This window comes from Aggregicoccus sp. 17bor-14 (assembly GCF_009659535.1).
Classification (GTDB): domain Bacteria; phylum Myxococcota; class Myxococcia; order Myxococcales; family Myxococcaceae; genus Aggregicoccus.
Genome location: NZ_VJZZ01000004.1, coordinates 359,049 through 382,687 on the forward strand (window position 1 = coordinate 359,049; position 23,639 = coordinate 382,687).

Annotated in this window: 20 protein-coding genes and 6 tRNA genes; 2 read left to right on the top strand and 24 right to left on the bottom strand. The window is 70.8% G+C overall.

The window, feature by feature from the left end:
- Nucleotides 1–6 precede the first annotated feature (6 nt).
- The 9 genes from FGE12_RS10270 to FGE12_RS10310 form a co-directional block, all read right to left on the bottom strand.
- Nucleotides 7–903: an ABC transporter permease subunit gene (locus FGE12_RS10270; protein ID WP_370458950.1), complete on the bottom strand. Its 897-nt coding sequence runs from the start codon at nucleotides 901–903 to the stop codon at nucleotides 7–9.
- Entirely contained in the window at nucleotides 900–2,453 is a 1,554-nt protein-coding gene (locus FGE12_RS10275) for a peptide ABC transporter substrate-binding protein (protein ID WP_153866360.1), read from the bottom strand. Before FGE12_RS10275 ends, FGE12_RS10270 begins: the two co-directional genes overlap by 4 nt.
- Nucleotides 2,454–2,646: 193 nt before the next feature.
- A complete protein-coding gene (gene lon / locus FGE12_RS10280) occupies nucleotides 2,647–5,091 on the bottom strand; it encodes an endopeptidase La (protein WP_153866205.1) in 2,445 nt (814 codons plus the stop codon).
- 193 nt (nucleotides 5,092–5,284) lie between these two features.
- Nucleotides 5,285–7,561, bottom strand: coding sequence for a prolyl oligopeptidase family protein (locus FGE12_RS10285; protein WP_194797762.1), 2,277 nt, complete (start codon nucleotides 7,559–7,561; stop codon nucleotides 5,285–5,287).
- A gap of 100 nt (nucleotides 7,562–7,661) precedes the next feature.
- Nucleotides 7,662–8,942 carry an ATP-dependent Clp protease ATP-binding subunit ClpX gene (gene clpX, locus FGE12_RS10290; RefSeq protein ID WP_153866206.1) on the bottom strand — a complete coding sequence of 427 codons (1,281 nt, stop codon included), beginning with the start codon at nucleotides 8,940–8,942 and terminating at the stop codon, nucleotides 7,662–7,664.
- Nucleotides 8,943–9,173: 231 nt separating this feature from the next.
- Nucleotides 9,174–9,851: an ATP-dependent Clp endopeptidase proteolytic subunit ClpP gene (gene clpP / locus FGE12_RS10295; protein WP_228530694.1), complete on the bottom strand. Its 678-nt coding sequence runs from the start codon at nucleotides 9,849–9,851 to the stop codon at nucleotides 9,174–9,176.
- 53 nt (nucleotides 9,852–9,904) lie between these two features.
- Nucleotides 9,905–11,185 carry a trigger factor gene (gene tig, locus FGE12_RS10300; protein ID WP_153866207.1) on the bottom strand — a complete coding sequence of 427 codons (1,281 nt, stop codon included), beginning with the start codon at nucleotides 11,183–11,185 and terminating at the stop codon, nucleotides 9,905–9,907.
- 168 nt (nucleotides 11,186–11,353) lie between these two features.
- Nucleotides 11,354–11,435: transfer RNA gene (locus FGE12_RS10305), tRNA-Leu, on the bottom strand.
- Nucleotides 11,436–11,523: 88 nt separating this feature from the next.
- Nucleotides 11,524–11,596: transfer RNA gene (locus FGE12_RS10310), tRNA-Lys, on the bottom strand.
- Nucleotides 11,597–11,901: 305 nt separating this feature from the next.
- Between FGE12_RS10310 and bet the strand changes: the two genes are divergently transcribed.
- Nucleotides 11,902–13,050, top strand: coding sequence for a phage recombination protein Bet (bet, locus tag FGE12_RS10315; RefSeq protein WP_194797763.1), 1,149 nt, complete (start codon nucleotides 11,902–11,904; stop codon nucleotides 13,048–13,050).
- A gap of 70 nt (nucleotides 13,051–13,120) precedes the next feature.
- Here bet and FGE12_RS10320 read toward each other — a convergent pair.
- From FGE12_RS10320 to FGE12_RS10380, 13 genes are all read right to left on the bottom strand, one after another.
- Nucleotides 13,121–13,194, bottom strand: a tRNA-Arg gene (locus FGE12_RS10320).
- Nucleotides 13,195–13,227: 33 nt separating this feature from the next.
- Nucleotides 13,228–13,301: transfer RNA gene (locus FGE12_RS10325), tRNA-His, on the bottom strand.
- A gap of 96 nt (nucleotides 13,302–13,397) precedes the next feature.
- Nucleotides 13,398–13,474 (bottom strand) — tRNA-Arg (locus FGE12_RS10330).
- Between the two features lie 31 nt (nucleotides 13,475–13,505).
- Nucleotides 13,506–13,579 (bottom strand) — tRNA-Pro (locus FGE12_RS10335).
- A 77-nt stretch (nucleotides 13,580–13,656) separates the two neighbouring features.
- Entirely contained in the window at nucleotides 13,657–14,253 is a 597-nt protein-coding gene (rdgB, locus tag FGE12_RS10340; protein WP_153866208.1) for an RdgB/HAM1 family non-canonical purine NTP pyrophosphatase, read from the bottom strand.
- The gene (gene rph, locus FGE12_RS10345; protein WP_153866209.1) at nucleotides 14,250–14,972 is read right to left on the bottom strand and encodes a ribonuclease PH; all 723 of its coding nucleotides are present in this window, start codon (nucleotides 14,970–14,972) and stop codon (nucleotides 14,250–14,252) included. Before rph ends, rdgB begins: the two co-directional genes overlap by 4 nt.
- A gap of 68 nt (nucleotides 14,973–15,040) precedes the next feature.
- Nucleotides 15,041–15,832, bottom strand: a complete 792-nt coding sequence (locus tag FGE12_RS10350) for an N-acetylmuramoyl-L-alanine amidase (RefSeq protein WP_194797764.1) — start codon at nucleotides 15,830–15,832, stop codon at nucleotides 15,041–15,043.
- A gap of 84 nt (nucleotides 15,833–15,916) precedes the next feature.
- Nucleotides 15,917–16,969 carry a selenide, water dikinase SelD gene (gene selD, locus FGE12_RS10355; RefSeq protein ID WP_153866210.1) on the bottom strand — a complete coding sequence of 351 codons (1,053 nt, stop codon included), beginning with the start codon at nucleotides 16,967–16,969 and terminating at the stop codon, nucleotides 15,917–15,919.
- A 21-nt stretch (nucleotides 16,970–16,990) separates the two neighbouring features.
- Nucleotides 16,991–17,941 (bottom strand): FHA domain-containing protein, encoded by a 951-nt coding sequence (locus FGE12_RS10360; protein WP_194797765.1) that lies wholly within the window; start codon nucleotides 17,939–17,941, stop codon nucleotides 16,991–16,993.
- Nucleotides 17,942–17,977: 36 nt separating this feature from the next.
- Nucleotides 17,978–18,709 carry a lipopolysaccharide assembly protein LapB gene (locus tag FGE12_RS10365; protein ID WP_153866211.1) on the bottom strand — a complete coding sequence of 244 codons (732 nt, stop codon included), beginning with the start codon at nucleotides 18,707–18,709 and terminating at the stop codon, nucleotides 17,978–17,980.
- Between the two features lie 30 nt (nucleotides 18,710–18,739).
- On the bottom strand, nucleotides 18,740–19,504 hold the full coding sequence (locus FGE12_RS10370) for a hypothetical protein (RefSeq protein ID WP_370458951.1): 765 nt from the start codon (nucleotides 19,502–19,504) through the stop codon (nucleotides 18,740–18,742).
- The gene (locus FGE12_RS10375; protein ID WP_153866212.1) at nucleotides 19,501–20,274 is read right to left on the bottom strand and encodes an outer membrane protein assembly factor BamD; all 774 of its coding nucleotides are present in this window, start codon (nucleotides 20,272–20,274) and stop codon (nucleotides 19,501–19,503) included. Before FGE12_RS10375 ends, FGE12_RS10370 begins: the two co-directional genes overlap by 4 nt.
- A 16-nt stretch (nucleotides 20,275–20,290) precedes the next feature.
- Entirely contained in the window at nucleotides 20,291–20,881 is a 591-nt protein-coding gene (locus tag FGE12_RS10380; RefSeq protein WP_153866213.1) for a regulatory protein RecX, read from the bottom strand.
- A gap of 52 nt (nucleotides 20,882–20,933) precedes the next feature.
- Between FGE12_RS10380 and FGE12_RS10385 the strand changes: the two genes are divergently transcribed.
- Nucleotides 20,934–21,674 carry a hypothetical protein gene (locus FGE12_RS10385; RefSeq protein ID WP_153866214.1) on the top strand — a complete coding sequence of 247 codons (741 nt, stop codon included), beginning with the start codon at nucleotides 20,934–20,936 and terminating at the stop codon, nucleotides 21,672–21,674.
- On the opposite strand, the gene FGE12_RS10390 is transcribed toward FGE12_RS10385, so the two are convergent.
- Together FGE12_RS10390 and rpsI are read right to left on the bottom strand one after the other, a co-directional pair.
- Nucleotides 21,675–23,048, bottom strand: a complete 1,374-nt coding sequence (locus FGE12_RS10390) for a type IV pilus twitching motility protein PilT (protein WP_153866215.1) — start codon at nucleotides 23,046–23,048, stop codon at nucleotides 21,675–21,677.
- 178 nt (nucleotides 23,049–23,226) lie between these two features.
- The gene (gene rpsI / locus FGE12_RS10395) at nucleotides 23,227–23,628 is read right to left on the bottom strand and encodes a 30S ribosomal protein S9 (protein WP_153866216.1); all 402 of its coding nucleotides are present in this window, start codon (nucleotides 23,626–23,628) and stop codon (nucleotides 23,227–23,229) included.
- Nucleotides 23,629–23,639: the final 11 nt, after the last annotated feature.

Sequence of the window (23,639 nt, forward strand, 5' to 3'; positions counted from 1 at the left end):
TGTGCGTCATCCCTGCGCCTCCCCGTCCCTCGCCCGAGGGTCCACGTTCAGCCGCACCAGCTCGACGCCAAACCCCACGGCCGCCACCATCCCCGCGAACGCCGTCGTCGTCACCACCACCACCGCCACCTGCTTCTGCAGCACGGCGAGGACGTAGAGCTGCCCGAAGTACGGCAGGCCGAACACCCGCTCTGCCGCAAAGGAGCCCGCGAGCAGCGCGACGGCGAGCGGCCCCAGCGCATCGAGCAGCGCGGGCAGCAGGTTGGGCAGCACGTGGCGCCGCAGCACCTGCCCCTCGCTCAAGCCCTTGCCCCGCGCGGTGCGCACGTAGTCGCGCGCGAGCTCTCCCTGCAGCGTGTCCGCGAGCAGGCTGCCCAGCAGCACGCCGGGCCACACGGAGATGACCAGGGCTGCGCACAGCTCGGGCAGGTAGTGCCCGCGCTCCACCACCGCGGGGGCGAGCAGCAGCGCGGGGATGAACACGGGCGTGCCGAAGGCGAGCGCGGGCACGGCCTCCACGAGCGCTCCCCAGCGGCCCCGGCGCAGCCGCGCGCGCACGAGCGCGTAGGGCAGCGCCCACGCGAGCGCGAGCGCGAGCGCAATCGCCCCCACACCCACGCTGCCCGCGAGCTTCTCCAGGAGCTCCCCTCCCGTGACGCCCTGCGCGCTCGTCCCCAGGCGCTCGCCGCGCACGAGCTTCTGCCAGGGGCGCAGGAAGCCCAGCGGCTCGCCCAGGCCCAGGTCTCGCCGGTAGCTCGCCGCGAGCTCCGCGGACACCTGCCGCTTCGCATCGTCCTCGAGCGTGAGGGGCAGCGCCGCCATCAGGAAGTACGAGGCGAGCGCGACGAGCGGCACCAGCGCGAGCTGGCGGCCGAGGCGCTGGAAGACGCGGGCCGCGCTCACGGAGCCCTCTCGCGCAGGGCGCGCAGGCTGAGGAAGTTGAAGGGGTCCACCGTCAGCCCGTGCAGCGACTCGCGCGCGCGGTAGTAGCGGTCCGGGTGGTAGAGCGGCGCCACCACGGCCTGCTCTCCCAGCAGCAGCGCCTGCGCCTCGGCGTAGAGGGCGCGCGCGCGGCCCGCGTCGGCCTCCGCGTCCGCGCGGGCGAGCAGCGCCTCGAAGCGGGCCATGGGCTCTCCGCCCCCGGCCGTCTCCCAGCCCGTCTGGCTGTTGCCCTCGCGCTCGAAGAGGGTGAAGAAGGTGTTGGGGTGCGCGTAGTCCGCGCCCAGCCTGCGCAGGTACAGGTCCCACGTGCGCCGCCCGTCGGGCCCGCGGCGCGCCACTTCGGACGAGAAGTCCGAGCGCGCCTCGAGCCGCACCTGCACGCCGTAGCGCGCGAGCTGCGCGGCGATGCGCTCCGCGATGGCCACCTCCGGCACGAAGGACTCCCCCGAGCGGTACACGAGCCGCAGGGGGCGCTTCAGGCTCGCGAGCGCAGGCAGCGCCTGGCCCCGCGTGAAGTGCGGGAGCTGCTCCGCCTCCTCGGCCGTGGCCGCGCCGGGCAGCTCCGGGGGCAGGAGCGTGTGCGAGGCACGCGCCACCGGCAACAGCCCGCGCAAGAGCGCCTCGCGGTCCAGCGCCGCGGAGAGCGCGCGGCGCACCGCCGGATCCTCGAGCCCGGGGGCCTGCGTATTGAAGGCGAGGAAGTAGGTGGAGAGCAGCGGCTCGCGGCGCAGGTCCGGCGGAGGCACGCCGCGCAGCGCGAGCGCGCTGTCCACGAAGACGAAGCCCACCCGGCCCCGCTCGTAGAGCGCGGGGCCGATCTCGCTCTTGAGCAGGGTCACCACCGCGGGCTGCTGCTCTCCGGGCCCGAGCGGCGGCGGGAAGGCGGTGTGCGGATTCTTCACCAGGCGCACGCGCTCGCCCGCGCGGTCCCAGCGCTCCACCCGCCACGGGCCCAGCGCGAGCGGGTGCCCGTCGCGCGGGCGGTCGTAGTAGTCGCGCACGCTCTCGGGGTCCTTGCCCGCGAGCAGGGCCGAGGGCGCCGGGAAGAAGAGGTACACGTTGGCGAGGCGCGCGAGGAAGTAGCTGCGCGGCTGCGCGAGCGTCACCTGCAGCGTGCGCGCATCGAGCGCCCTCACCCCCACCTGCGCGAGCGCCCGCTGCACCTCCTGCGCGCCGGCGCCCTGCTCCTGCAGCGCGAGCACGCGCTCGGCGCCCAGCAGGTCCGCCATCTCGCCGCGCTCTCGCCCCTGCAGCGCGCGCCGCCACGCGAAGGCGAAGTCCTCCGCCGTGAGCGGCGTCACCCCGTCCGACCAGCGCACGTCCCCGCGCAGGTGGAAGGTGTAGCGCTCGTGGCCTGCCGCGTCCTCCTCGCGCTCCCAGCGCTCCGCGAGCCCGGGCGCCACCGTGTGGTCCGCGCGCAGCGTGGTCAGCCCGTACAGGGTCGCGAGCATCACCGGGTAGTTCACCCAGCTGGTGGGGTCCGAGTAGCTCGGGTCCAGCGTGGTGGGCATCGCCGGCACCACCACCTTCACGCCCGCGTCCGGCTGGAAGCGGCACGCGCAGAGCGCGACGAGGAGGAGGAGCGGGAGGCGCACGGGCGGGAGCGTTGTACCGCGGCCCGCATGGAAAATGCGAAGGCCGCCTCGTGCGCGGTGGCACGGGCGGCCTCTTCAATCCCTCTCCCCGGGGGAGAGGGAGGACGCATTACGCCGGGGCGCCGGCGGGGGCCTCGGGCGAGGCCTTCAGGCTGTCGCCGCGGGCGCCGTCCTTGCGGCCGAACTCCTCGGGCTTCTCGAGCACCAGCGCCTCGCGCAGCACGTCGTCCACGAACTCCACCGGCACGATGCGCAGCGCCTGGCGGATGCGCTTGGGGATGTCCTTGAGGTCCTTGCGGTTGTCCTTGGGGATGAGGACGGTCTTGATGCCGGCGCGGTGCGCCGCGAGCGTCTTCTCCTTCAGGCCGCCGATGGGCAGCACGCGCCCGCGCAGGGTGATCTCGCCCGTCATCGCCACGTCCTTGCGCACCGGGATGCGGGTGAGCGCGGAGACGAGCGCGGTGCACATGGTGACGCCCGCGGAGGGCCCGTCCTTGGGGATGGCGCCCTCGGGCAGGTGGACGTGGATGTCCATGTTCTCGAACACCTTGCGGTCGATGCCGAAGCGCTCCGCGCGGCTGCGCACGTAGCTCATGGCGGCCTGGGCGCTCTCCTGCATCACCTCACCGAGCTTGCCGGTGATGATCATCTTGCCCTTGCCGGGCATCGCGGTGGCTTCCGTCGTGAGGATCTCGCCGCCCATCTCGGTCCAGGCGAGGCCGGTCACGATGCCCACCTGGTCCTCGCGCTCGGCCATGCCGAAGCGGTAGCGCGGGGTGCCCAGCAGCTTCATCACCGCCTTGCGGTCCAGCCTCACGTCGCGCTTGCCGTTCTTGAGCAGGTCGCGCGCGAGCTTGCGGTACACCGCGCCCACCTCGCGCTCGAGCGAGCGCACGCCGCTCTCGCGGGTGTAGCGGTTGATGACCGTCTTGAGCGCCGGGTCCGTGATCTCGATCTTCGCGTCCGCGAGCCCGTTGGCCTCCTGCTCCTTCGGGATGAGGTAGCGCCGCGCGATGGAGAGCTTCTCCGGCTCGGTGTACCCCGCGATGCGAATCACCTCCATGCGGTCCTGCAGCGGACCGGGGATGTTGTGCATCGTGTTCGCGGTGCAGATGAACATGACCTTGGACAGGTCGTAGTCCATGTCCAGATAGTGGTCGTTGAAGTTGTGGTTCTGCTCCGGGTCCAGCACCTCCAGCAGCGCGCTCGAGGGGTCGCCGCGGAAGTCGGTGGACATCTTGTCGATCTCGTCCAGGAGGAAGACGGGGTTGTTGCTGCCCGCCTTCTTCAGGCTCTGGATGAGCTTGCCCGGCATCGCGCCGATGTACGTGCGGCGGTGGCCGCGGATCTCCGCCTCGTCGCGCACGCCGCCCAGGGACAGGCGCACGAACTTGCGGCCCGTGGCGCGCGCGATGCTGCGCGCGAGCGAGGTCTTGCCCACGCCGGGAGGGCCCACGAAGCAGAGCACGGGGCCCTTGAGCTTCTTCACCAGCTGCTGCACCGCGAGGTACTCGAGGATGCGCTCCTTGGGCTTCTTGAGCCCGTAGTGGTCCTCGTCCAGCACCTTCTCGGCCTCGACCACGTCGAGGCGATCCTGCGTCTCCTCGTACCAGGGCAGCGTGATGATCCAGTCGATGTAGTTGCGCACGACGGTGGCCTCGGCGCTCATCGGGCTCATCATCCGGAGCTTCTTGAGCTCCTTCTTGACCTTGAGCGTGGCCTCCTTGCTCATGCGCTTGTTCTTGAGCTTCTCCTCGATCTCCTGGATCTCGTTCTTGAACTCGTCGCGCTCGCCCAGCTCCTTCTGAATGGCCTGCATCTGCTCATTCAGGTAGTACTCCTTCTGGGTCTTCTCCATCTGCTTCTTGACGCGGGTGCGGATCTTCTTCTCCACCTGGAGGATCTCGATCTCGCCCTGCATCAGCTCGTAGAGCTTCTCGAGCCGCTTCGCAGGAGACTCCGTCTCGAGCAGCGCCTGCTTGTCGTTCAGCTTGAGGCTGAGGTGCGCGACGATGGTGTCCGCGAGGCGCGCCGGGTCGTCGATGCTCGCCACCTGCATGAGCATCTCGGGCGGGATGCGCTTGTTGAGCTTCACGAAGGCCTCGAACACCGAGTGCACGCTGCGCACCAGGGCCTCGAGCTCCACGCTCTTCTCCACCTGCTCCTCGACCTCGTCCACCTCCACCATGAAGAAGGCGTCGTTGGGCTGGAAGCGCTTCACCTTCGCGCGGCGCACGCCCTCCACCAGCACCTTCACGGTGCCGTCCGGCAAGGGGAGCAGCTGGATGACGTGGCCCAGCGTGCCGAAGTGGAAGATGTCGTCCGGGGACGGGTCGTTCGTCTTCGCCTTCTTCTGCGCGGCGAGCAGGATGACGGCCTTGTCGTCCGGGCCCTTGTGGGCCATCGCGTCCTTCAGCGCGGCGATGGACTTCTCACGGCCGACGAAGAGCGGGACGACCATGTGCGGGAACACGATGATGTCCCGGAGGGGGAGCAACGGCACCGTGAGTCCCCGCTTCTGAGCATCCTTCTTGTCGTCTCGTCCGAAGAACATGCGCGCGCCACCTAGACGGCCGGCTGGTGCGAGCCAGCGGGCCCCTGGAAAGTCGCTCGGTGGGCAGAAGGCTCACCGAGCGGAACGGTTGCTATAACACGGCGATTTTTCGAAGCGTTCCCGGGTGAAGGTGGGGGAACGCGCTGCTGCCATCAAGGGAGGGCGTGTGGGCCCTACCCGTACGGCCGCTCCGTTAGCGACCCGAAGCGTCCGCTTGCGAACCCGCGGCCCCATCTCCCTGCTTCCCCGAGGCAGACCCGTCCATCCCGGGCACGGTCACGCCGAAGGTGTCGAAGAGGAAGGCGAACATGTCCGCGCTGGACGCAATCGCCTTGTTCACCTGGTCCGCCCCGCCGTGGCCCGCGTTGCGCTCGATGCGCAGCAGGGCCGGGGCGGTGTTCCCGGGGGAGCTCTGGATGGCGGCCACGAACTTGCGCGCGTGCAGGGGGTCCACGCGGTCGTCGTGGTCGGCCGAGAGCATGAGCAGCGCGGGGTACTGCGTGCCCTCCTTCACCTGCTGGTAGGGCGAGTAGGCACGCAGGAAGGCGAAGTCCTCCGCCCGCTCGGCCGTCCCGTACTCGGGGATCCACGTCCGCCCGCTGCCGAACAGGTGGTAGCGCAGCATGTCGATGAGCGGCACTGCGCACACCACCGCGCCGAAGAGGTCCGGGCGCTGCACCATGGCGGCCGCCACGAGCAGCCCGCCGTTGGAGCCGCCGTTGATGGCGAGGCGCTGCGGCCGCGTGTAGCCCTGTTTCACCAGGTACTCGCCCGCGGCGATGAAGTCGTCGAACACGTTCTGCTTGTGCTCGCGCCGCCCGGCCTCGTGCCACTCGGCGCCGAACTCGCCGCCGCCGCGCAGGTTCGCCACCGCGTAGAGCCCGCCCGCGTCCAGCCACGGGATGATGCTCGACTTGAAGCCCGGGGTGAGGCTCACGTCGAAGCCGCCGTAGCCGTAGAGCAGCGTGGGCGCGTTGCCGTCCTTGCGCAGGCCCTTCTTGTAGACGAGGAACATGGGCACCTGGGTGCCGTCCTTGGACTCGTAGAAGACCTGCTCCGCGGTGTACGCGTTCGCATCCAGCGGCAGCTCCACCTTCGCCCACAGCACGGGCGCCTCGGCGCGGTCCACGCGCGTGCGGTACACCTGGCGCGGGGTGGTGAAGGAGCTGTAGCCGTAGAACAGCTCCGGCTGGTCCTCCTGGCCGCTCACCCCCGCGGTCGCGCCCAGCCCGGGCAGCTGCAGCGCGCGCACGCCCGCGCCGTCCAGCCCCGCCACGCGCAGCTCGCTCGCCACGTTCTTCAGGTACTCGAGCACGAGGCGCCCGCCCACGATGCTGAAGGACTGCAGGCTCGCCTTCGGGTCCTCGGGGACGATCTCCTTCCACGCGGCGCGCGCGGGCGACTTCGCGCTCACGCGGAAGAGGCGCTGCTTCGGCGCGCCCTCGTCCGTGAGGATGTAGAGCTGCCCCTGCCAGGCCTGCACCTGGTACTTCGCCCCCTGCCCCTTCACGAGCAGCCGCCAGGCCTTGTCCTGGGGGCGCTTCATGTAGACGTCGTTCTCGCTCCAGCCGCGCAGGATGTTCACGAGGAGGTACTGGCCGTCGCGGCTCAGGTCCGCCTCGAGGAAGGTGCCCGGGTCACCGGTGCGCGGGTGGACGACGGCGTCCTGCTTCGGATCCTGCCCCAGCACGTGGCGGCGCAGCTCGGTGTAGCCGGGGCGCGCGTCCACCGGGATGGCGGGGTCCACCGGGAGCCACTCGTAGTAGAAGGCGCGCCCGTCCGGCGTCCAGCTGGGGCTCGCGTACTTCGCCCCCTCGATGACGTCCTGCTCGCTCCAGGTGCCGCTCGCGACGTCCAGCACGTGCAGCACGGCCTCGTCCGCGGCGTTGGGCTTCTGCGCGAAGGCGAGCTTGGTGCCGTCCTCGCTGGGCACCCACTCGCCGAGCGACACGGTGCCGTCCTTGCTCCAGGCGTTGGGGTCCAGCAGCACTCGCTCGGCGCCCGCCTCGCCCTCGCGCACGTAGAGCACCGCCTTCTCCCGGTCCTTGTGGGTGCGCAGGTAGAAGTAGCGGTTGCCGCGCTTCACCGGCGGGGTGACGGACTCCACGTAGAACAGCTGCGTGAAGCGGCGGGCGAGCGCGTCCCGCCCGGGCAGCTGCGAGAGCCGCTCGCGGGCGAAGGTGTCCTGGGCCTTCATCCAGGCCTGCACCTCGGGGCTCTTCTCGTCCTCGAGCCAGCGGTACGGGTCCGCCACCTGCTGCCCGTGCAGCGTGTCCACCTGCTCCACGCGGCGCGTGGGCGGGTAGTCCAGGTGGTCGCGCGGCGCGGGGGCCGGCACGTCCACCGGGGCGCGCGCCACGGTGTCCAGCTTCGAGGCGCCTCCCTCGGCGGTCTCGGGCGCGGGCTTGTTGCCTGCACACGCGGTGAGGCAGAGGAGTCCAGCGAGCAGCAGTCGGTTCGTGGGCTTCATGTGCCCCGAGGAGATACCCAACTCGAGGGCGCGCGCATGAAAAAAGCGCCGGGTCCCCGTGAGGAGAGCCCGGCGCTCGATCAGCAGCAGACGGATGGGACTAGGCCGATTCCTTCTTCGGCTCGGCCAGCTCCTTGTCGTTCGCGTGCAGCACCACGGGCTCGCTCTTCTTGAGGATGGTCTCCTCGCTGATGAGCACCTCGCGCGCGGTCTTGCGGCTGGGGATCTCGTACATCACGTCCAGCATGGCGCTCTCCAGGATGGAGCGCAGGCCGCGGGCGCCGGCCTTGCGGCGGATGGCCTCCTGGCTGATCGCCTTGAGCGCCCCGTCGGTGAACTTGAGGTTCACGCCGTCCAGCTCGAAGAGCTTCTTGTACTGCTTCGTCAGCGCGTTCTTCGGCTGGCTGAGGATGTTCACCAGCGCCGGCTCGTCCAGCTCCTCGAGCGCCGTGATGATCGGCAGGCGGCCGATGAACTCGGGGATCATCCCGAACTTCATCAGGTCGTCCGGCTCCACGTGCTTGAGCAGCTCGGTGAGGTTGCGCTGCTTCTTCGTCTGGATGTCCGCGCCGAAGCCCAGGCTCTTGCCACCCAGACGCCGCTCGATCACCTGCTCGAGGCCGCCGAAGGCGCCGCCGCAGATGAAGAGGATGTTGGTGGTGTCGATCTGCAGGAACTCCTGCTGCGGGTGCTTGCGGCCACCCTTGGGCGGCACGTTCGCCACCGTGCCCTCGATGATCTTGAGCAGGGCCTGCTGCACGCCCTCGCCCGAGACGTCGCGGGTGATGGACGGGTTCTCGCTCTTGCGGGCGATCTTGTCGATCTCGTCGATGTAGACGATGCCGCGCTGGGCGCGCTCGATGTCGTGATCTGCCGCCTGCAGCAGGTTCACGATGATGTTCTCCACGTCCTCGCCCACGTAGCCGGCCTCGGTGAGGCAGGTGGCGTCCGCGATGGTGAAGGGCACGTTGAGGATGCGCGCGAGCGTCTGGGCGAGCAGCGTCTTGCCGCTGCCGGTGGGGCCGAGCAGAAGGATGTTGCTCTTCTGCAGCTCCACGTCGTCCATGGCGACCTTGGACTCGATGCGCTTGTAGTGGTTGTGCACCGCGACGCTGAGCACCTTCTTGGCGCGGTCCTGGCCGATGACGTACTCGTCCAGGATGGCCTTGATCTCGCTCGGCCGCGGGATGCGCAGCTTGGTGTCCTTGGACTCCTCGCGGTCGATCTCCTCCGCGATGATGTCGTTGCACAGCCCGATGCACTCGTCACAGATGTAGACGGTGGGGCCGGCGATGAGCTTCTTCACTTCCTTCTGCGACTTGCCGCAGAAGGAGCAGCAGAGGGTCTGGTTGTCTCGCTTCTCCACGTTCTTTCCCGCCATCTGAGTGCCCTCTGACCCTGCGCCGACCCGCTGCCCCCATGGCCGCGAAGCAGCTGAAACGCCCCGGGCCCCACCCGAAAATCCAATCTAGTCAGCCCGGGTCCGGCGCGTCCATGAACCTGGGCTCTACTTAACAAGCCCCCCGTTCACGGCGCAGGACGCTAGAAAGCCGGAGGCGCGGGGGCACATTCCCGCGGCTCCGGCTCTCGAGGAGGCCGTGCGGGGGTGCGGCTACTCGCGCCGCTTGTCGGAGGCCGTCTGCCCGGCGACCCCGGGTCCGGAAACACCCGGGCCGGCCACGCCGGGAACTCCGGGCACGAGCGTGCGCCGCTCGACGACCTGGTCGATGAGGCCGTAGGCCTTGGACTCGGCCGCGCCCATGAAGTAGTCGCGGTCGGTGTCCTTCTCCACGCGCTCGATCGTCTGGCCGGTGTGCTTGACGAGGATCTCGTTGAGCTTGGCCTTCATGCGCAGGATCTCGCGCGCCTGGATCTCGATGTCCGTGGCCTGACCGCGCGCGCCGCCCAGCGGCTGGTGGATCATGATCCGGCTGGAGGGCAGGCTGTAGCGCTTGCCCTTCGCACCGGCCGCGAGCAGCACCGCGCCCATGCTCGCCGCCTGCCCGATGCAGATGGTGGACACGGGGGGCTTCACGTACTGCATGGTGTCGTAGATCGCGAGCCCCGCGGTCACGCTGCCGCCGGGGCTGTTGATGTAGAGGCTGATGTCCTTCTCCGGATCCTCGCTCTCGAGGAAGAGCAGCTGGGCGACGATGACGTTGGCCACGTCGTCGTCGATCTCCGTGCCCAGCATGACGATCCGGTCCTTCAGCAGCCGGCTGTAGATGTCATACGAGCGCTCCCCGCGGTGGGTCTGCTCGATGACGTAGGGAACGGGCATGAAGGGCATTGCGAGGACCTCAGCTGAAGGTGCGGGATGGACCGCTCAGAACGCCTGCGGCCTCAGGAATACTTCGCCCGGGCCTTGAGGAATTCAACGGTCTTTTCTTCCCGCAGTCGGAGGCTCAACCCGAAGCGCTCCTCCGGGTCCTTGAAGAACTTGCGGACGGCGCTCTCGGGCTGGCCGCTCTCGGTCGCCAGCTCGGAGATCTTCTTCTCGATCTCCTCGTCCGAGGCCGCGATGTTCTCCTTCAGCGCCACCGCCTCGAACAGCAGCGTGCCCTTGACCTCCTGCAGGGCCCGCTCGCGCATCTCCTCGCGGATCTGCATGAAGTTCAGGTTCAGACGGCGCGGGTCGAAGCCGGAGCGCGCCATCTGGCGCAGCGCCCCCTCGAGCATGGAGTCGAGCGCGCGCTCGACCATGGCCTGGGGGACCTCGAAGGGGTTGCGCTCGACCAGGGCCTTGATCAGCGCCTCGCGCTGCTCGGTCTGGGCCTTGTTCTCCTGCGCCCGCGTGAGGTCCGCCTTCAGCTTCTCCTTCAGCTCGGCGAGCGTGGTGGCGCCGAGGCCCGCGTCCTTCGCGAACTCGTCGTTGAGCTCGGGGACGATCTTCTTCTTGAGCCCCTTGAGGTCGAGGCGGAAGTGCGCCGTCTTGCCCTTCACCTCCTCCACCCGGTAGTCGGCCGGGAAGGTGTAGTCGATCTCCTTCGAGGTGCCGACCTTCACGCCCTCGAGCTGCGCGATGTTGCTCTCCACGAGCTCACCGGGGGCGATCTCCACGGTGATGCCCTCGGCCTTGGAGCCCGGGAAGGGCGCCCCGTCGATGGTGGCCTCGAAGTCGATGCTGGCGAAGTCGCCCGCGGCCGCCACGTCCCGGCCCTCGACCGGCTCGAGCCGGCTGGCGCTCTGGCGCATGTTCTCCAGCTGGGCGTCCACCTCGCCGTCGGTGACGGTGCTCTCCACCTTGGGCAGGGTGAGGCCGTCGTAGTCCTTGGCCTCCACCTTGGGCTTCACCTCCACGCGCGCCTCGAAGCTGAAGGGCTGGTCGGCCTTGAGCTCCTTCGGGGTCACCTGGGGCTGGCTCACCACGTCCACCTTGTGCTCGCGGATGGCCTCCATGTAGGCGCTCTGCACCACGCGCTGCACCACGTCGTTCTCGACCTGGGCGCGGAAGCGCTGCTCGAGGATGCGGCGGGGCACCTTGCCCTGGCGGAAGCCGGGCAGCTTCACCTGCGTGCCGAGCTGCGTGTACGCCCGGTTGAGCTCCTGGCTCACGCGCGCGGAGTCGACCTCGATGGAGAGCTTCTTCTCGATGGGAGAGAGCTCTTCGACCTGGACCTTCATGACGGGCCTCGCTCGCCTGACGCGTCCGCTCTCGAAGGGCGGCGCCGGCAGTGTGGAAACGGGGGGTGGAACGGGTGTGCGTTGGAGGGTGCGGCCTATAGGAGCTAGGCACCCTTCGGTCAACGCGAAACGGGAGGCGGCAGAGGCACTTCGTCCAGCAAGCTGGGATGGGCGAGGAGGGACTCGAACCCTCACACCTTGCGGTACCAGATCCTAAGTCTGGCGCGTCTACCAGTTTCGCCACCCGCCCCTGGGTGCTTGCGCGGTGCCTTCGCACAGCGGGCTCTATACCCCGAAAAGACACCGGGGCCCCCTCATCGCTGAGGGGGCCCCGGTCTTGAGAGCGGAGGGAATCGAACCCACAACCTATGGATTAAGAGTCCATTGCTCTGCCAATTGAGCTACGCTCCCGTTGCTGCTTGGCAAGTGCGGCGCGGCTTCTACATGCCGCGTGTTGGCCTGTCAAAGCCCTTTTTTGTTCCCCCGCATTTCTCCTCTGAACACCCGGTCCCGCTGCCCTCGCGCGCGGGCCCGGCGGGCGGCGTGCTCTCCCGCCTGCTCCCCGGCCGGGACTGATCCGCGTGCCTGCCGGCGCGAAGTGGAGGTCAGGGTCGCGCGTTACAACTGCCCCACCTGAAATCGTGTTCAGGTGAAGCAGTCCCCGTGGGCGGGCGGCAACCGTTCGCCCTTATCGAAGCAGGCCGAGGAGAAGCACCGTGAGCGACCAGACCAAGACGACCGAGAGCAGCGCCGCGAACAACCCGTGGAGCCGCGAGCGGGTGGAGCTGATCAAGCGCACCATCTGCCCCAAGGGCATCGGGGACGACGAGTTCGCCCTCTTCATCGAGCAGTGCAAGCGCTCGGGGCTGGACCCCCTGCTCAAGGAGGCCTTCTGCGTCGCGCGCCGCGCGAACACGGGCACCCGCGAGCGCCCCAACTGGACCACCAAGTACGAGTTCCAGCCCTCCGAGGCCGGCATGCTCGCGCGCGCCGAGCGCTTCCCGGACTTCAAGGGCATCCAGGCGTCCGCGGTCTACGCCGAGGACGAGATCATCGTGGACCAGGGCCAGGGCGAGGTCACCCACCGCTTCAACCCCGCCAAGCGCAAGGGCAGCCTCGCCGGCGCGTGGAGCCGCGTGGTGCGCGAGGGCAAGCTCCCGGTCGTGGTGTGGCTGGACTTCGCGGGCTACGTGCAGCAGTCGCCCCTGTGGTCGAAGATCCCCACCACCATGATCGAGAAGTGCGCCCGCGTCGCGGCGCTGCGCAAGGCCTACCCCGAGGCCTTCGGCGGGCTCTACGTGCGCGAGGAGATGCCGGCGGAGGAGTTCGTGGACGCGGCCCCCGCGCCCGCGGCCCACGCCGAGCGCAGCGCTCCGGCGGCGGCTCCGGCCCCTGCCGCGGCGTCTGCCTCCGCTTCCAACGACGACGCCGCGGACAGCGCCCCCTACGAGGTGCTGGGCGGCAAGGGCAGCGGCTCGCGCAAGGCCTCCTTCTCCTCGGCTCCGGCCGCGGCGGCCCCTGCCCCTGCCCCTGCGGCGAAGGCCGAGAAGGTGCAGCCCACGCAGCAGCTGGTCATCGAGGTGCAGGCCGCCGACGGCGAGGGCAGCGCCCAGGCGGCGAACGCCACCAGCAGCACGATCGTGGCCTTCGGCCCGCACAAGGGCCGTACCGCGGGTGAGCTGAGCGACGAGGAGCTGAGCGAGACCATCGAGCTCGCGCACGAGAAGCTGATGGAGCAGCCCAAGGCGAAGTGGGCCAAGGCCATCCGCGACAACCTCACCGCGCTCGAGGCGGAGACGCACCTGCGCTTCCGCGTCGTCAGCCCCTCCGCGCGCAACGGCACGGGCCAGAAGGCGGACGCCTAGTCCCAGGGCGTAGCCAGGCTGCGCAAAGACGAAAGGCCGTGCGGGGAAGTCCCTCGCACGGCCTTTTTTGCGCGCCCAGAGGGACTTGAACCCCCAACCCTCGGCTTCGAAGGCCGATGCTCTATCCAGTTGAGCTATAGGCGCTTGAGAGTGGGCGAAGCAGAGGGGGCGAAGAAGGGCGGCCAACCGGGATCGAACCGGTAACCTCAGGAGTCACAGTCCTGCGCTCTAACCAGTTGAGCTATGGCCGCCGTCACGACTCGCACCCAGCTCCCGAGCAGCGGAGCGGGGCGCGCTTCCCTATCCTGGATGCCAGGGCGGTTCAAGCCCTTTTCGGGGTGAAACGGTGGCGCCCCGGGCGGGACTCGAACCCACGACCCTCGGCTTAGAAGGCCGATGCTCTATCCAGCTGAGCTACCGGAGCCCGACGTTTCACACCGTACGGCTACGACGAATCGGGACGAGAGGATTCGAACCTCCGACCCCCTGCGCCCAAGGCAGGTGCGCTACCAGGCTGCGCTACGTCCCGATGAAATTCCCTGAAGTCCCCCGAGCAGCGGGGCGGCGGCATTCTTCGCCCATCCGCCGCGGGGAGGCAAGGCAAGTTCAGGCCCCCCGCAGGGCGAGCAGGTGCGGGCGCATGAGGCGGAAGGCGGCGCCGCGGTGCGAGAGCCTCCCCTTCTCCTCCGACGTCAGCTCCGCGAGGTGGCGGCCGTCCGCGAGCAGGAACACCGGGTCGTAGCCGAACCCATGCGTCCCCCGGGGCGCGTGCGCGATGGCGCCGCGGCACTCGCCGACCTCCACCTGGATGGCCCCTCCGCCGGGCTGCGCGAGCGCGAGCGCACAGCGGAAGGAGGCCGTGCGCTGGGCCTCCGGCACGCCCGCGAGCTCGCGCAGGAGCTTCTCGTAGCGGGCGCGGTCGTCGCCCGGGGCGTAGCGCGCCGAGAGCACGCCGGGGCGCCCGCCGAGCGCGTCCACGCACAGCCCCGAGTCGTCCGCGAGCGCGGGCAGCCCGCTCGCGCTCGCGTAGGCGCGCGCCTTGAGCTGGGCGTTCTCCTCGAAGGTGTCCGCGTCCTCCGAGGGCTCGGGGATGGGAGCCACGTCCGCGAGCCCCAGCACCTCGAGCGCGTCACCCACCAGCCCGCGCAGCTCGCGCAGCTTGCCCGCGTTGGTGGTGGCGAAGAGCACGCGGGGGGCGCTCATCCGCCCTCTCCCAGCACCTTCGCCTGCGCGGCGCACAGCTGCGCGATGGCGGCGAGCCCGCCGTCGAGCATCGCGTCCAGGCCCTTGCGGTCGAAGAGCTTGTGCTCCGCCGTGCCCTGCACCTCCACGATGCGCCCGTCCGCCGTGGCCACCAGGTTCAGGTCCACCTCGGCGTTGGAGTCCTCGTCGTAGTCGAGGTCCACGCGCACCTCGCCCGAGACCACGCCCACGGACACCGCCGCGAGCGGCAGCAGCTTCACGTTCTTGGTGAGGGTGCCCTTCTGCTTCAGCGTGCGCAGCGCGAGCGCGAGGGCGACGTAGGCGCCCGTGATGGAGGCAGTGCGCGTGCCGCCGTCCGCCTGCAGCACGTCGCAGTCCAGCGTGAGGGTGCGCGGCCCCAGCTGCTGCAGGTCCACTGCGGCGCGCATGGAGCGGCCGATGAGGCGCTGGATCTCCTGCGTGCGGCCGGTCTGCTTGCCCTTGGCCGCCTCGCGCTGGCTGCGCGTGTGCGTGGCGCGCGGCAGCATCCCGTACTCCGCCGTCACCCAGCCCGTGCCCTTGCCCATCAGGTGCGGCGGTACGCGCTCCTCGGTAGAGCAGGTGACGAGCACGCGGGTGTGCCCGAACTCCACCTGCACGCTGCCCTCCGCGTGCCGCGAGACGCCAGGAGTGAGGGTGACCGGGCGCAGGTCGAGCGCGCCGCGCTGGAAGGACCGCATGGAGGGGACTCCTTGTCTCAGGTGGGTGGCGGGTGGCCTGCGCGTGTGTAGCACACGCGGGCCGCCCCTCAGGGCGCGCTCTCGCGCGCGACCGGCGGCGGCTGCCCGCCTGCGTCGCGACGGCGCGTCTCCTCGAGGAAGGCCTGCACCCCTTGCGCGATGGCCCCCGCCACGCGCTCCTGGTAGGCGGCCGTGGCCAGGCGCGCCCCCTCCTCGGGATGCGAGATGAAGCCCACCTCGACCAGGATGGCGGGCGCCTCCACTCCCATCAGCACGAAGAAGGGCGCCTGCTGCACGCCGCGGTCGTACGCGCGCGTGGCCGCGATGAGCCGCGGGTGCACGGCATAGGCGAGCCGGCTCGCGTCCGCGTGCGCCTCGGTGCGCACCAGGTCCTGCAGGATGCGCGAGAGCGTGTCCTGGCCCGCGCTGCTCGCGCGCGCCGGCGCCTCCGCGTTCTCGCGCGCCGCCGTGCGCCGCGCCGCCTCTCCGGAGGCCGAGGCGGAAAGGAAGTAGGTCTCGATGCCCTCGGTGCGCGCGCGCAGGGAGCGCGTGGGCATGGAGTTCGCGTGCAGGGAGACGAAGAGGTCCGGCGCCTCGCGGTTCGCCGCCGCCACGCGCTCCGGCAGCGGCACGTCCTTGTCCCCCGTGCGCGTGAGCGTCACCTGCACGCCCTGGCGCGTGAGCTGCGCCTCGAGGCGGCGCGAGAGCTGCAGCGCGAGCTGCTTCTCCGCGTAGCCCTTCGCGCCCTTTGCGCCGTCCTGCGCGCCGCCGTGCCCCGGGTCGATCACCACGCGCGCGCGGCGCTCGGCGGCGAGGGTGGGCACGGCGAGCAGCAGGAGCAGCAGCGGGGCGAGGCGCACGGGAGGCGGATGGTAGTGGTTCTTCGCCCCCTCTCCCAGGGGGAGAGGGGACGGCTGCGCTCTTCTACCCGGCAGGCGGGGGAGCTAGCCCAGCACGTCGATGCCGGGGCGGCCCTGGATGACCTCGCCGATGAGGGCGGCCTCCACGCCGGCCTTCTCGAGCGCGCGCAGCGCCTTGGGCACGTCGCGCGCGGGGACGCTCGCGAGCAGCCCGCCGTTGGTCTGCGCGTCGGCGAGCACCCACTGGATCTCCTCCGGCAGGCCCTCGGGGAAGCGCACCCGCTTCGCCACGTGCGCGAGGTTCGCCTTCGTGCCCCCGGGCACCACGCCCTGCGCCGCGAGCGCGGGCACCCCCGCCATGAGCGGGATGCGCTCCAGGTCCACGAGCGCCCGCGTGCGCGCCCCCTCCATCATCTCCAGCAGGTGCCCGAGCAGGCCGTAGCCCGTCACGTCGGTGAGCGCGTTCACCCGGAACTTCCCCGAGGCGAAGGCCTCGCCGGCCGCGCGGTTCAGCGTGCTCATCAGCGCCACCGCGCGCTTCGTCAGCTCGCGCGAGGCGAGCCCGCGCTTGATGGCGGTGGTGGCGATGCCCGAGCCCAGCGGCTTGGTCAGCAGCAGCGCATCGCCCACCTTCGCGCCCGCGTTGGTGAGCACCTTCTTCGGGTGCACCGTGCCGGTGACGGCGAGCCCGTACTTGGGCTCGGGGTCCTGGATGGAGTGGCCGCCGAGGATGGGGATGCCCGCCTCCTCCGCCTTGGACTGGCCGCCCTCGAGGATGCGCGAGAGCACCTTGAGCGGCTGCTCCTTGGGGAAGCCCACCAGGTTGAGCGCGAAGAGGGGCTTCGCGCCCATGGCGTAGATGTCCGAGAGCGCGTTGGCGGCCGCGATGGCGCCGAACTGGAACGGGTCGTCCACCACGGGGGGGAAGAAGTCCACCGTGTTGACCAGCGCCATGCCGGGGGCCACGCGGTACACCGCGGCGTCATCGCTGGTGCCGAAGCCCACCAGCGCGCGCTTGTCCTTCGTCGTCTTCATGTGGCGCAGCACGTGCGCCAGGTCCGAGGGCCGGAGCTTGGCCGCTCAACCCGCGCAGTGACTCAGCTCGGTGAGGCGCTTGGGAGGAAGGGGCTTGTCCATGCCCCTTCCCTACCCCAGGCGCTAGCCCACGCGCACGTATTCCTTCTTCATCAGGTGCACGAGTGCTTCCGCGGTGACGACGTCGTCGCTGGGCGAGTGGTCCAGCACGGGCTGCAGCGCGCCGTGGTTGTGCACGGCCTGCAGCACGTCCAGCTGCACCGGGGACAGCTCGCGCAGGGGCGCGCTGAGCGGCTGCGCGAGCGCGAGGCGCGCGGCGGGCGGCGGCAGGTCCTTCTGGATGCGCTTGAGCTCGTCGAGCTGGCGCAGCGCGTCCATCAGGAGCGCCTCGGTGGAGGAGTCCAGCTCCACCATGAACTCCTGCGCCTCGGCGGGGCGCAGCTCGAAGTCGCCCTGCTCCCAGGTGACGATGCGGTTGAAGCTCTTCTGGGGGCCGAGGTCGTGGTTGTCGTCGATGACGGCGTAGTAGACGCGGCCCTGGCGCAGGTAGACGCGGCCCTCGTGCGCGTCGTTGACCACGAGCACGCCGTTCTTCTTCGAGGTGTGGAAGAGCTGGAGGAGGTCCGGAAGTGGGATCTCCTCGATCTTGCCCGTCATGGACGAGGCCTTGGTGGAGGTGCGCGCGGCCTGGGCGGCGGCGGCCTCCTCCAGCTTGCGCTTCGCCATGGACTCGTCGACGTGGGCGCTGTCCGCGCCCTGCTGCACGAGCTTGAGGATGGAGGTGCCGATGAGGATGCGGTCCCCCTCCTTGAGCTGCGCCTGCTTCACCTTCTCGCCGTTGACGAAGGTCCCGTTGGTGGAGCCGAGGTCCTCGATGGTGATGCCGCTGGCCGCCACGGTGATCTTGGCGTGCTTGCGGCTGACCATGTCCTCCACGAGCACCATGTCCAGCTCGCTGGAGCGGCCGATCACGATCTGCTTCTCCGTCTTCAGGGGGAACTCGCCGCCCTGGTACTTGCCGGAGATGAACTTGAGCGCGAAGGCCTTCGCCGCCGAGCTGGAGAGAGTGTTCACGGTCCTGTGACCCCCAGAGGAGCTACGCCGAAACCATCAGCCTGCATCTTCCACCTTGGCCGGGTCCTTCACGTCCCGGACGAGGTTCAGGTACATCTCGGCGCTCTTGTTGCCAGGGCTGCGCAGGAGCACCTCTTCCCAGACGCGGACAGCGTCCGCCCGCCTGCCCGCAGAGTAAAGCGCAATGCCGTAGTGGATGCGACCCGGGAGAAAGCCCGGGTTCTGCTCGAGGATCTGCTCGAACTCGGCCACGGCCTCCTCGCGGGCGCCCGAGTCGCGCAGCGCGTCACCCAGGCGCAGCCGGATGTCCACGAACTGGGGGCAGAGGGCGAGCGCGCGCCGGTACTCGGCGATGGCCTGCTCCCACACGCCGCTGGAGAGGAACACGTCGCCGATGTCGGCGTACATGTTGGCGATCTTCCCCTTCACGAAGGGGTCCATCTCCCCGGGGGCGCTCTTCTGCCGCGCGAGCGCCGCCTGGTAGACCTCCTTCGCCTCCTGGTACTTCCCCATGTCGTTGTAGATGACGGCCAGGTTCAGCGCCGCCTCCGTGTACGCGGGGTTGAGCCGCAGCGCCGCCTCGAACGCGCGCTGCGCCCGGGCGAACTGGCCCTGGTCGTGGTGGATGATGCCGAGCATGTTGTAGACGTCGGCGAACGCCTGGTTCTGCTCGACGAACTGCGACAGGTAATGCTCGGCCTGGGCGTACTGCTTCTTTTCGAAGTAGCCCCGCCCCAGGGTCAGCAACTGCTTGAGCGCCTCGTCCATGTCCCGACCTTGCTGGGTAGGGGGGTGAGCCTACATGACCCCGGGGGAAAAGAAGAATTCCTCGCCGCGGCGAACGAGCAGCAGCCGGCGCTCCCCCCGCAGGTCCACCCGGCTGCCCCCGGGCGCCGAGCCCGTGAGGTGCCAGTGCTCCCCCACCGAGGCCTCGTCGCGCTCGAGGCGCACGTACCAGGCCTCGGCGCGGTAGTCGCGGTCCTGCACGGAGAGCACCTGCGCGAGCGCCTCTTCGGAGGCCTTCGGGGCCGCGCCCTGCGGAGCGCCCCCGGCCGAGAGGGCGGCGAGCCGGGTCCGGTCTCCGGCCTCGAGCGCCTGGCGGCGCGCCTCGAGCGCGGCCACCACCGCCACGAGCCGCGGCGCGGCGCTCGCCACCGGGCGCCAGCGCGCGACGCCCCCGCTCCCGGAGGCGCCCGGGGCGAAGGGCACCTGCTCCACGCCCACCGAGCTCACCTTCGTCGCGCCCAGCGCCCCCTCGAAGTCCAGCGTCGCGCGGGCGAGCGCGGCGGCGCCCGGGGGCCCGGCGCCATCCGCCGGCCCCACGCTCAGGCGGCTGAAGTGCACCGTGCGCGAGCGCAGCGGCTGGGGGCTTCCGGGCACGGAGAGCTCGAGCCCGCGCTGCTCGAGCGACTTGAGGGCGGTGAGGATCTCCGCGCGCGGCCCCGCCGAGAGCGAGAGCAGGCGCGGCGAGAGGAGGAGCAGCGCGAGCGCGAGCGCGCCGACGAGCAGCCCTGCCCTGCGCGCCCGGGCCTCGGCTCGGGCTGAGGCCTGCGCTGCGCTCACGCGCCCAGCAGCTTGCGGGCGCGCTCGGCCGCGGGCGTGCCGGGCATCCGGCTCTGCACCCGCCGCAGCGTCTCCTGGGCGCGCGCGGTGTCGTGCAGCTTCTCGTAGGCCTCGTGCAGCAGGAAGAAGGCCTCCTCCTCCTTCGAGGAGCCCGGGTAGGCCTCGAGCAGCCCCTCGAGGCGGCGCGCGGTGCCGGCCCAGCGGTCGCGCTTCGCGTAGAAGCGCGCCACGTACAGCTCGTGGTCCACGAGGCGGCGGCGCACGTCGTCGAAGAGCTTGCGCGCCTCGCCCTCGTACTTGGAGCCCGGGTACTCCTTGAGGAAGTCGCGCAGCGCCTCGTACGCGCCCTTCACCTCCACCTGGTCCTTCTCCGAGGCCGGGGGCAGGAAGAAGATCTCGGTGGGCATGTCCTTGAGGTGCGTGGTGGCGGCGCGGAAGGCGGCGTAGTCCACGCTGGGGTGCGAGGGGTGCGCCTTCACGAAGGCCTGGTAGCGGTCGCGCGCCTCGGCGTAGCGCTCGCGGGCGTAGTCCAGGTCGGCCATCAGCAGCTCGGCCTCCTTCGCCTCCTCGAGGAAGGGGTACTTGGTGCGCACCTCCTCGAAGTAGGTCTGCGCCTCCTCGAACTCCTTGCCCTCGAGCGCCTCCTTGCCCTTGTCCAGGTTGGAGCGGGCGTCCTGGGTGAAGTTGACCGGGGCGTGCTGGGTGCTGGCGCAGCCGGCAGCGAGCAGGAGGGCACAGCAGCAGGACAGGGCGAGGCGGAGGGTGCGCATGTTCGGGGGCGACACGCTAATCCTCCCCGCCAGGGGGGTCCAGCGCTCCCGCACCGAGCAGCTCGTTCACCAGGTCCTCGGAGTAGCCCCGCCCGAGCAGGAGGCGGGCGGCGCGCGCCCGGTCCCTCGGCCCGAGCGGGGCGGCGCCGGGCAGCAGCCGCCGCTTCTGCAGGAGCGCGCGCGCGGCCGAGCGGGCGTCGAAGCCGGCCTCCGCGCTCGCCTCCCCCAGCGCCGCGCGCGCCGCCGCCCCCTCCACCCCTTGCGCCTCGAGCCGCTGCAGCACCGCCGCGGGCGCGAGCCGGCCCCGGGAGAGCAGCGCCCCGGCACGCTCGCGGGCGAAGCGCGCGTCGTCCAGGTAGCCCCAGCCGCGAAGCCGCTCGAGCGCCTCGTCGCGGGTGGCCTCGGAGAAGCCGCGGCGCTCCAGCGCGAGCGCGAGCTCGCGCGTGCTGCGGGCGCGCGCGCGCAGCAGCCGCAGGCAGGCGTCCTGCGCGGCCTGCAGCGCCTCGGGGCCCGAGGGGGGCGGCGGCGCCCGCTTCGCGCGCGGGCGGCGCGGGCCGCCGTCCGGAGAGCCTTCCCGGGAGTCATCCTGTGAGTCGTCGGACGCCATGCACCGCTCCTCTACACCGCCCTCCCACAAGGTGCTAACAGCCCCCTCTGTCATGCACCCCGTCCTCGCCCGCTTCCTCGACCCCGACGCCGCCCGAGACACCCTGCGCAAGCTGGAGGCGGGCGAGCCGCTGGAGGGGCCCGAGCCCCTCTTCGCCGCCGCCGCCCAGGCCCACCCCGAGCAGCGCGCGGTGCTCACCGGCTCGCGCACGGCGCGCCACCTCTCCTCGGACACCCAGGCCGCGCTCGTGCTGCTCTCGGCGCACGCCGCCGTGCGCGCGCTCGCGGAGGACGCGCGGCTGGGGCCCGCCGTGGCGCGCGCCCGCGCCGCGCTCGGCACCGAGGGCGCGAGCGACGAGGAGACGGACGCCTTCATCGCCTCCATCCTCCTGGAGGAGGCCTTCGGCTACGACGACGAGGGCGCGGACTTCGACGCGGACTTCGTGCTCGAGACGCTGGGCGAGGTGCCCGCGCTCGCGTCCCTGAGCCGCGAGCGCGTGGACGGGCTGGTGGACACGTACGCGCGCGAGGGCTCCACGCCCGAGGCGCGCACCCTGCGCGAGCGCATGGCGCGCGCGCTGGTGAACGCGGCGTGGGAGGACGGCCCCGCCCCCATCAACCCCGAGCACGTGGAGTCCGTGGTGGAGGGCGAGCTCGAGGGGCAGGACGAGCAGGCCCAGGGCCTGGCTCTCGCCGCGCTCGTGGGCTGGCTGCAGACGCTCGCGCGCGAGGGGCTGGTCGGCCCCTCGCGCCTCGTGCGCCTGCGCGCGCAGCTGGGCGACGACGACGCCTAGCTAGAAGCGCTCGATCTCGAAGTCGTCCGCGCCCGCCGGCTTGGGCGCAGGCGGCACGGCGGCCGGCGCAGGGGCCGCGGGCGCGGGGGCTGCGGGGCGCGGCGCGGCCGGGGTCATGGTGCGCGCGGGAGCCGCGGGCCCGGTGGGCGGGCGGATGGGCCCGCCGGCCAGCGGCGCGCGCGCAGCGGCGGCCGGGGGCGCTGCGCCCGCCGGAGCACCGCGCTGGGCGAAGGCCTGGGTGCCGGGCACCGCGGGCGCCTCGCCGGCGCGCGCGTCGAAGTCGTCCCACTTGGAGTCCGAGGTGCCGCTGATGCCGCTGAAGCGCAGCGCGAAGTCGTCCGGGTTCGTCGACTGGCGGTGCGCCTCGTCGTAGCTGACCAGGCCGTTGCGCACGAGCTGCATGAGCGACTGGTCGAAGGTCTGCATCCCGTAGGTCTGGTGGCCCTGGGCGATGGCGTCCGGGATCTCCTTCGTGCGGTCCTTGTCCTCGATGAGCTCCTTCACGCGCGTGGTGCACTTGAGCACCTCGACCGCGGCCACGCGGCCCTTGCCGTCCGCGCGCGGCACGAGGCGCTGGCTGACCACCGCCTTGAGCACGCTGCCCAGCTGGATGCGCACCTGCTTCTGCTGGTAGGGCGGGAAGGCCGAGACGATGCGGTTGATGGTCTCGGTGGCGTCCAGCGTGTGCAGGGTGCTGAGCACCAGGTGGCCGGTCTCGGCCGCGGTGAGCGCGGTCTCGATGGTCTCCAGGTCGCGCATCTCGCCCACCAGGATGACGTCCGGGTCCTGGCGCAGCGCGCTCTTGAGCGCCACGCTGAAGGAGGCGGTGTCCACGCCCACCTCGCGCTGGTTCACGATGGAGCGCTTGTCGCGGATGAGGAACTCGATCGGGTCCTCCACCGTCATGATGTGGCTGGTCTCGTGCGAGTTGATGTGATCGATCAGCGCCGCGAGCGTGGTGCTCTTGCCCGAGCCGGTGGTGCCGGTGACCAGGATGAGGCCGCGCTCCTCGAGGCAGATCTTCTCGAGGCTGGGCGGCAGCATCAGCTCCTTGATGGAGAGCACCTTGAAGGGGATGACGCGCAGCACGGCGCCGATCGTGCCGCGCTGCTGGAACACGTTGACGCGGAAGCGCCCCAGGCCGGGCACGCCGTAGGCGAGGTCCACCTCGTTCGAGCTCTTGAACTTCTCCTTCTGGAACTCGTTCATGATCCCGAACGCCATGCGCGCCACCTCCTCCGGAGGCAGCCGCTTGCCGTCCTTGAGGGGCACGAGGCTGCCGTCCACCCGGAACATCGGGGGCAGGCCCGCCTTGAGGTGGATGTCCGAAGCGCCGCCGCGCAGCGCGATCTGCAGAATCTCGTTCAGTTCCATGACGCCGTTCCGGCTCGACCCGGTGAGGAGGGGAGCCGCGGACTCTAGCACCCGCATGGGCGCGGGCGCGCCGTGGGAGCCGCGCACACAGCGGCCCCGCAAAAGCACAACGGCGGAGGCTCCCGAGGGAGGCCTCCGCCGCTGGCGTACTTCCGAAGCTTCGGTGTTCCCGAGCGGCTTAGCGCTTGGAGAACTGGAACCGGCGACGGGCGCCCGGCTGACCGTACTTCTTGCGCTCGACCGCGCGAGCATCGCGGGTGAGGAAGCCGGCCTTCTTGAGGGCCGGACGGAACTCCGGGTTGAAGGCGCAGAGGGCGCGCGCGATGCCGTGGCGGATGGCGCCGGCCTGGCCGCTGAGCCCGCCGCCCTTCACGTTCACCGTGACGTCGATCTTGCCCTTCTGCTCGAGGATCTCGAGGGGCTGGTTGAGGACCATCTTCGAGGTCTCGCGACCGAAGTAGTCGTTGAGCTCGCGGCCGTTGACGGTGATGACGCCAGCGCCAGCCTTGAGCCACACGCGCGCGGTGGACTCCTTGCGGCGGCCGGTCGCGTAGAAACCGTTGTAAGTAGAGGTAGCCATTGTGTTTTGTC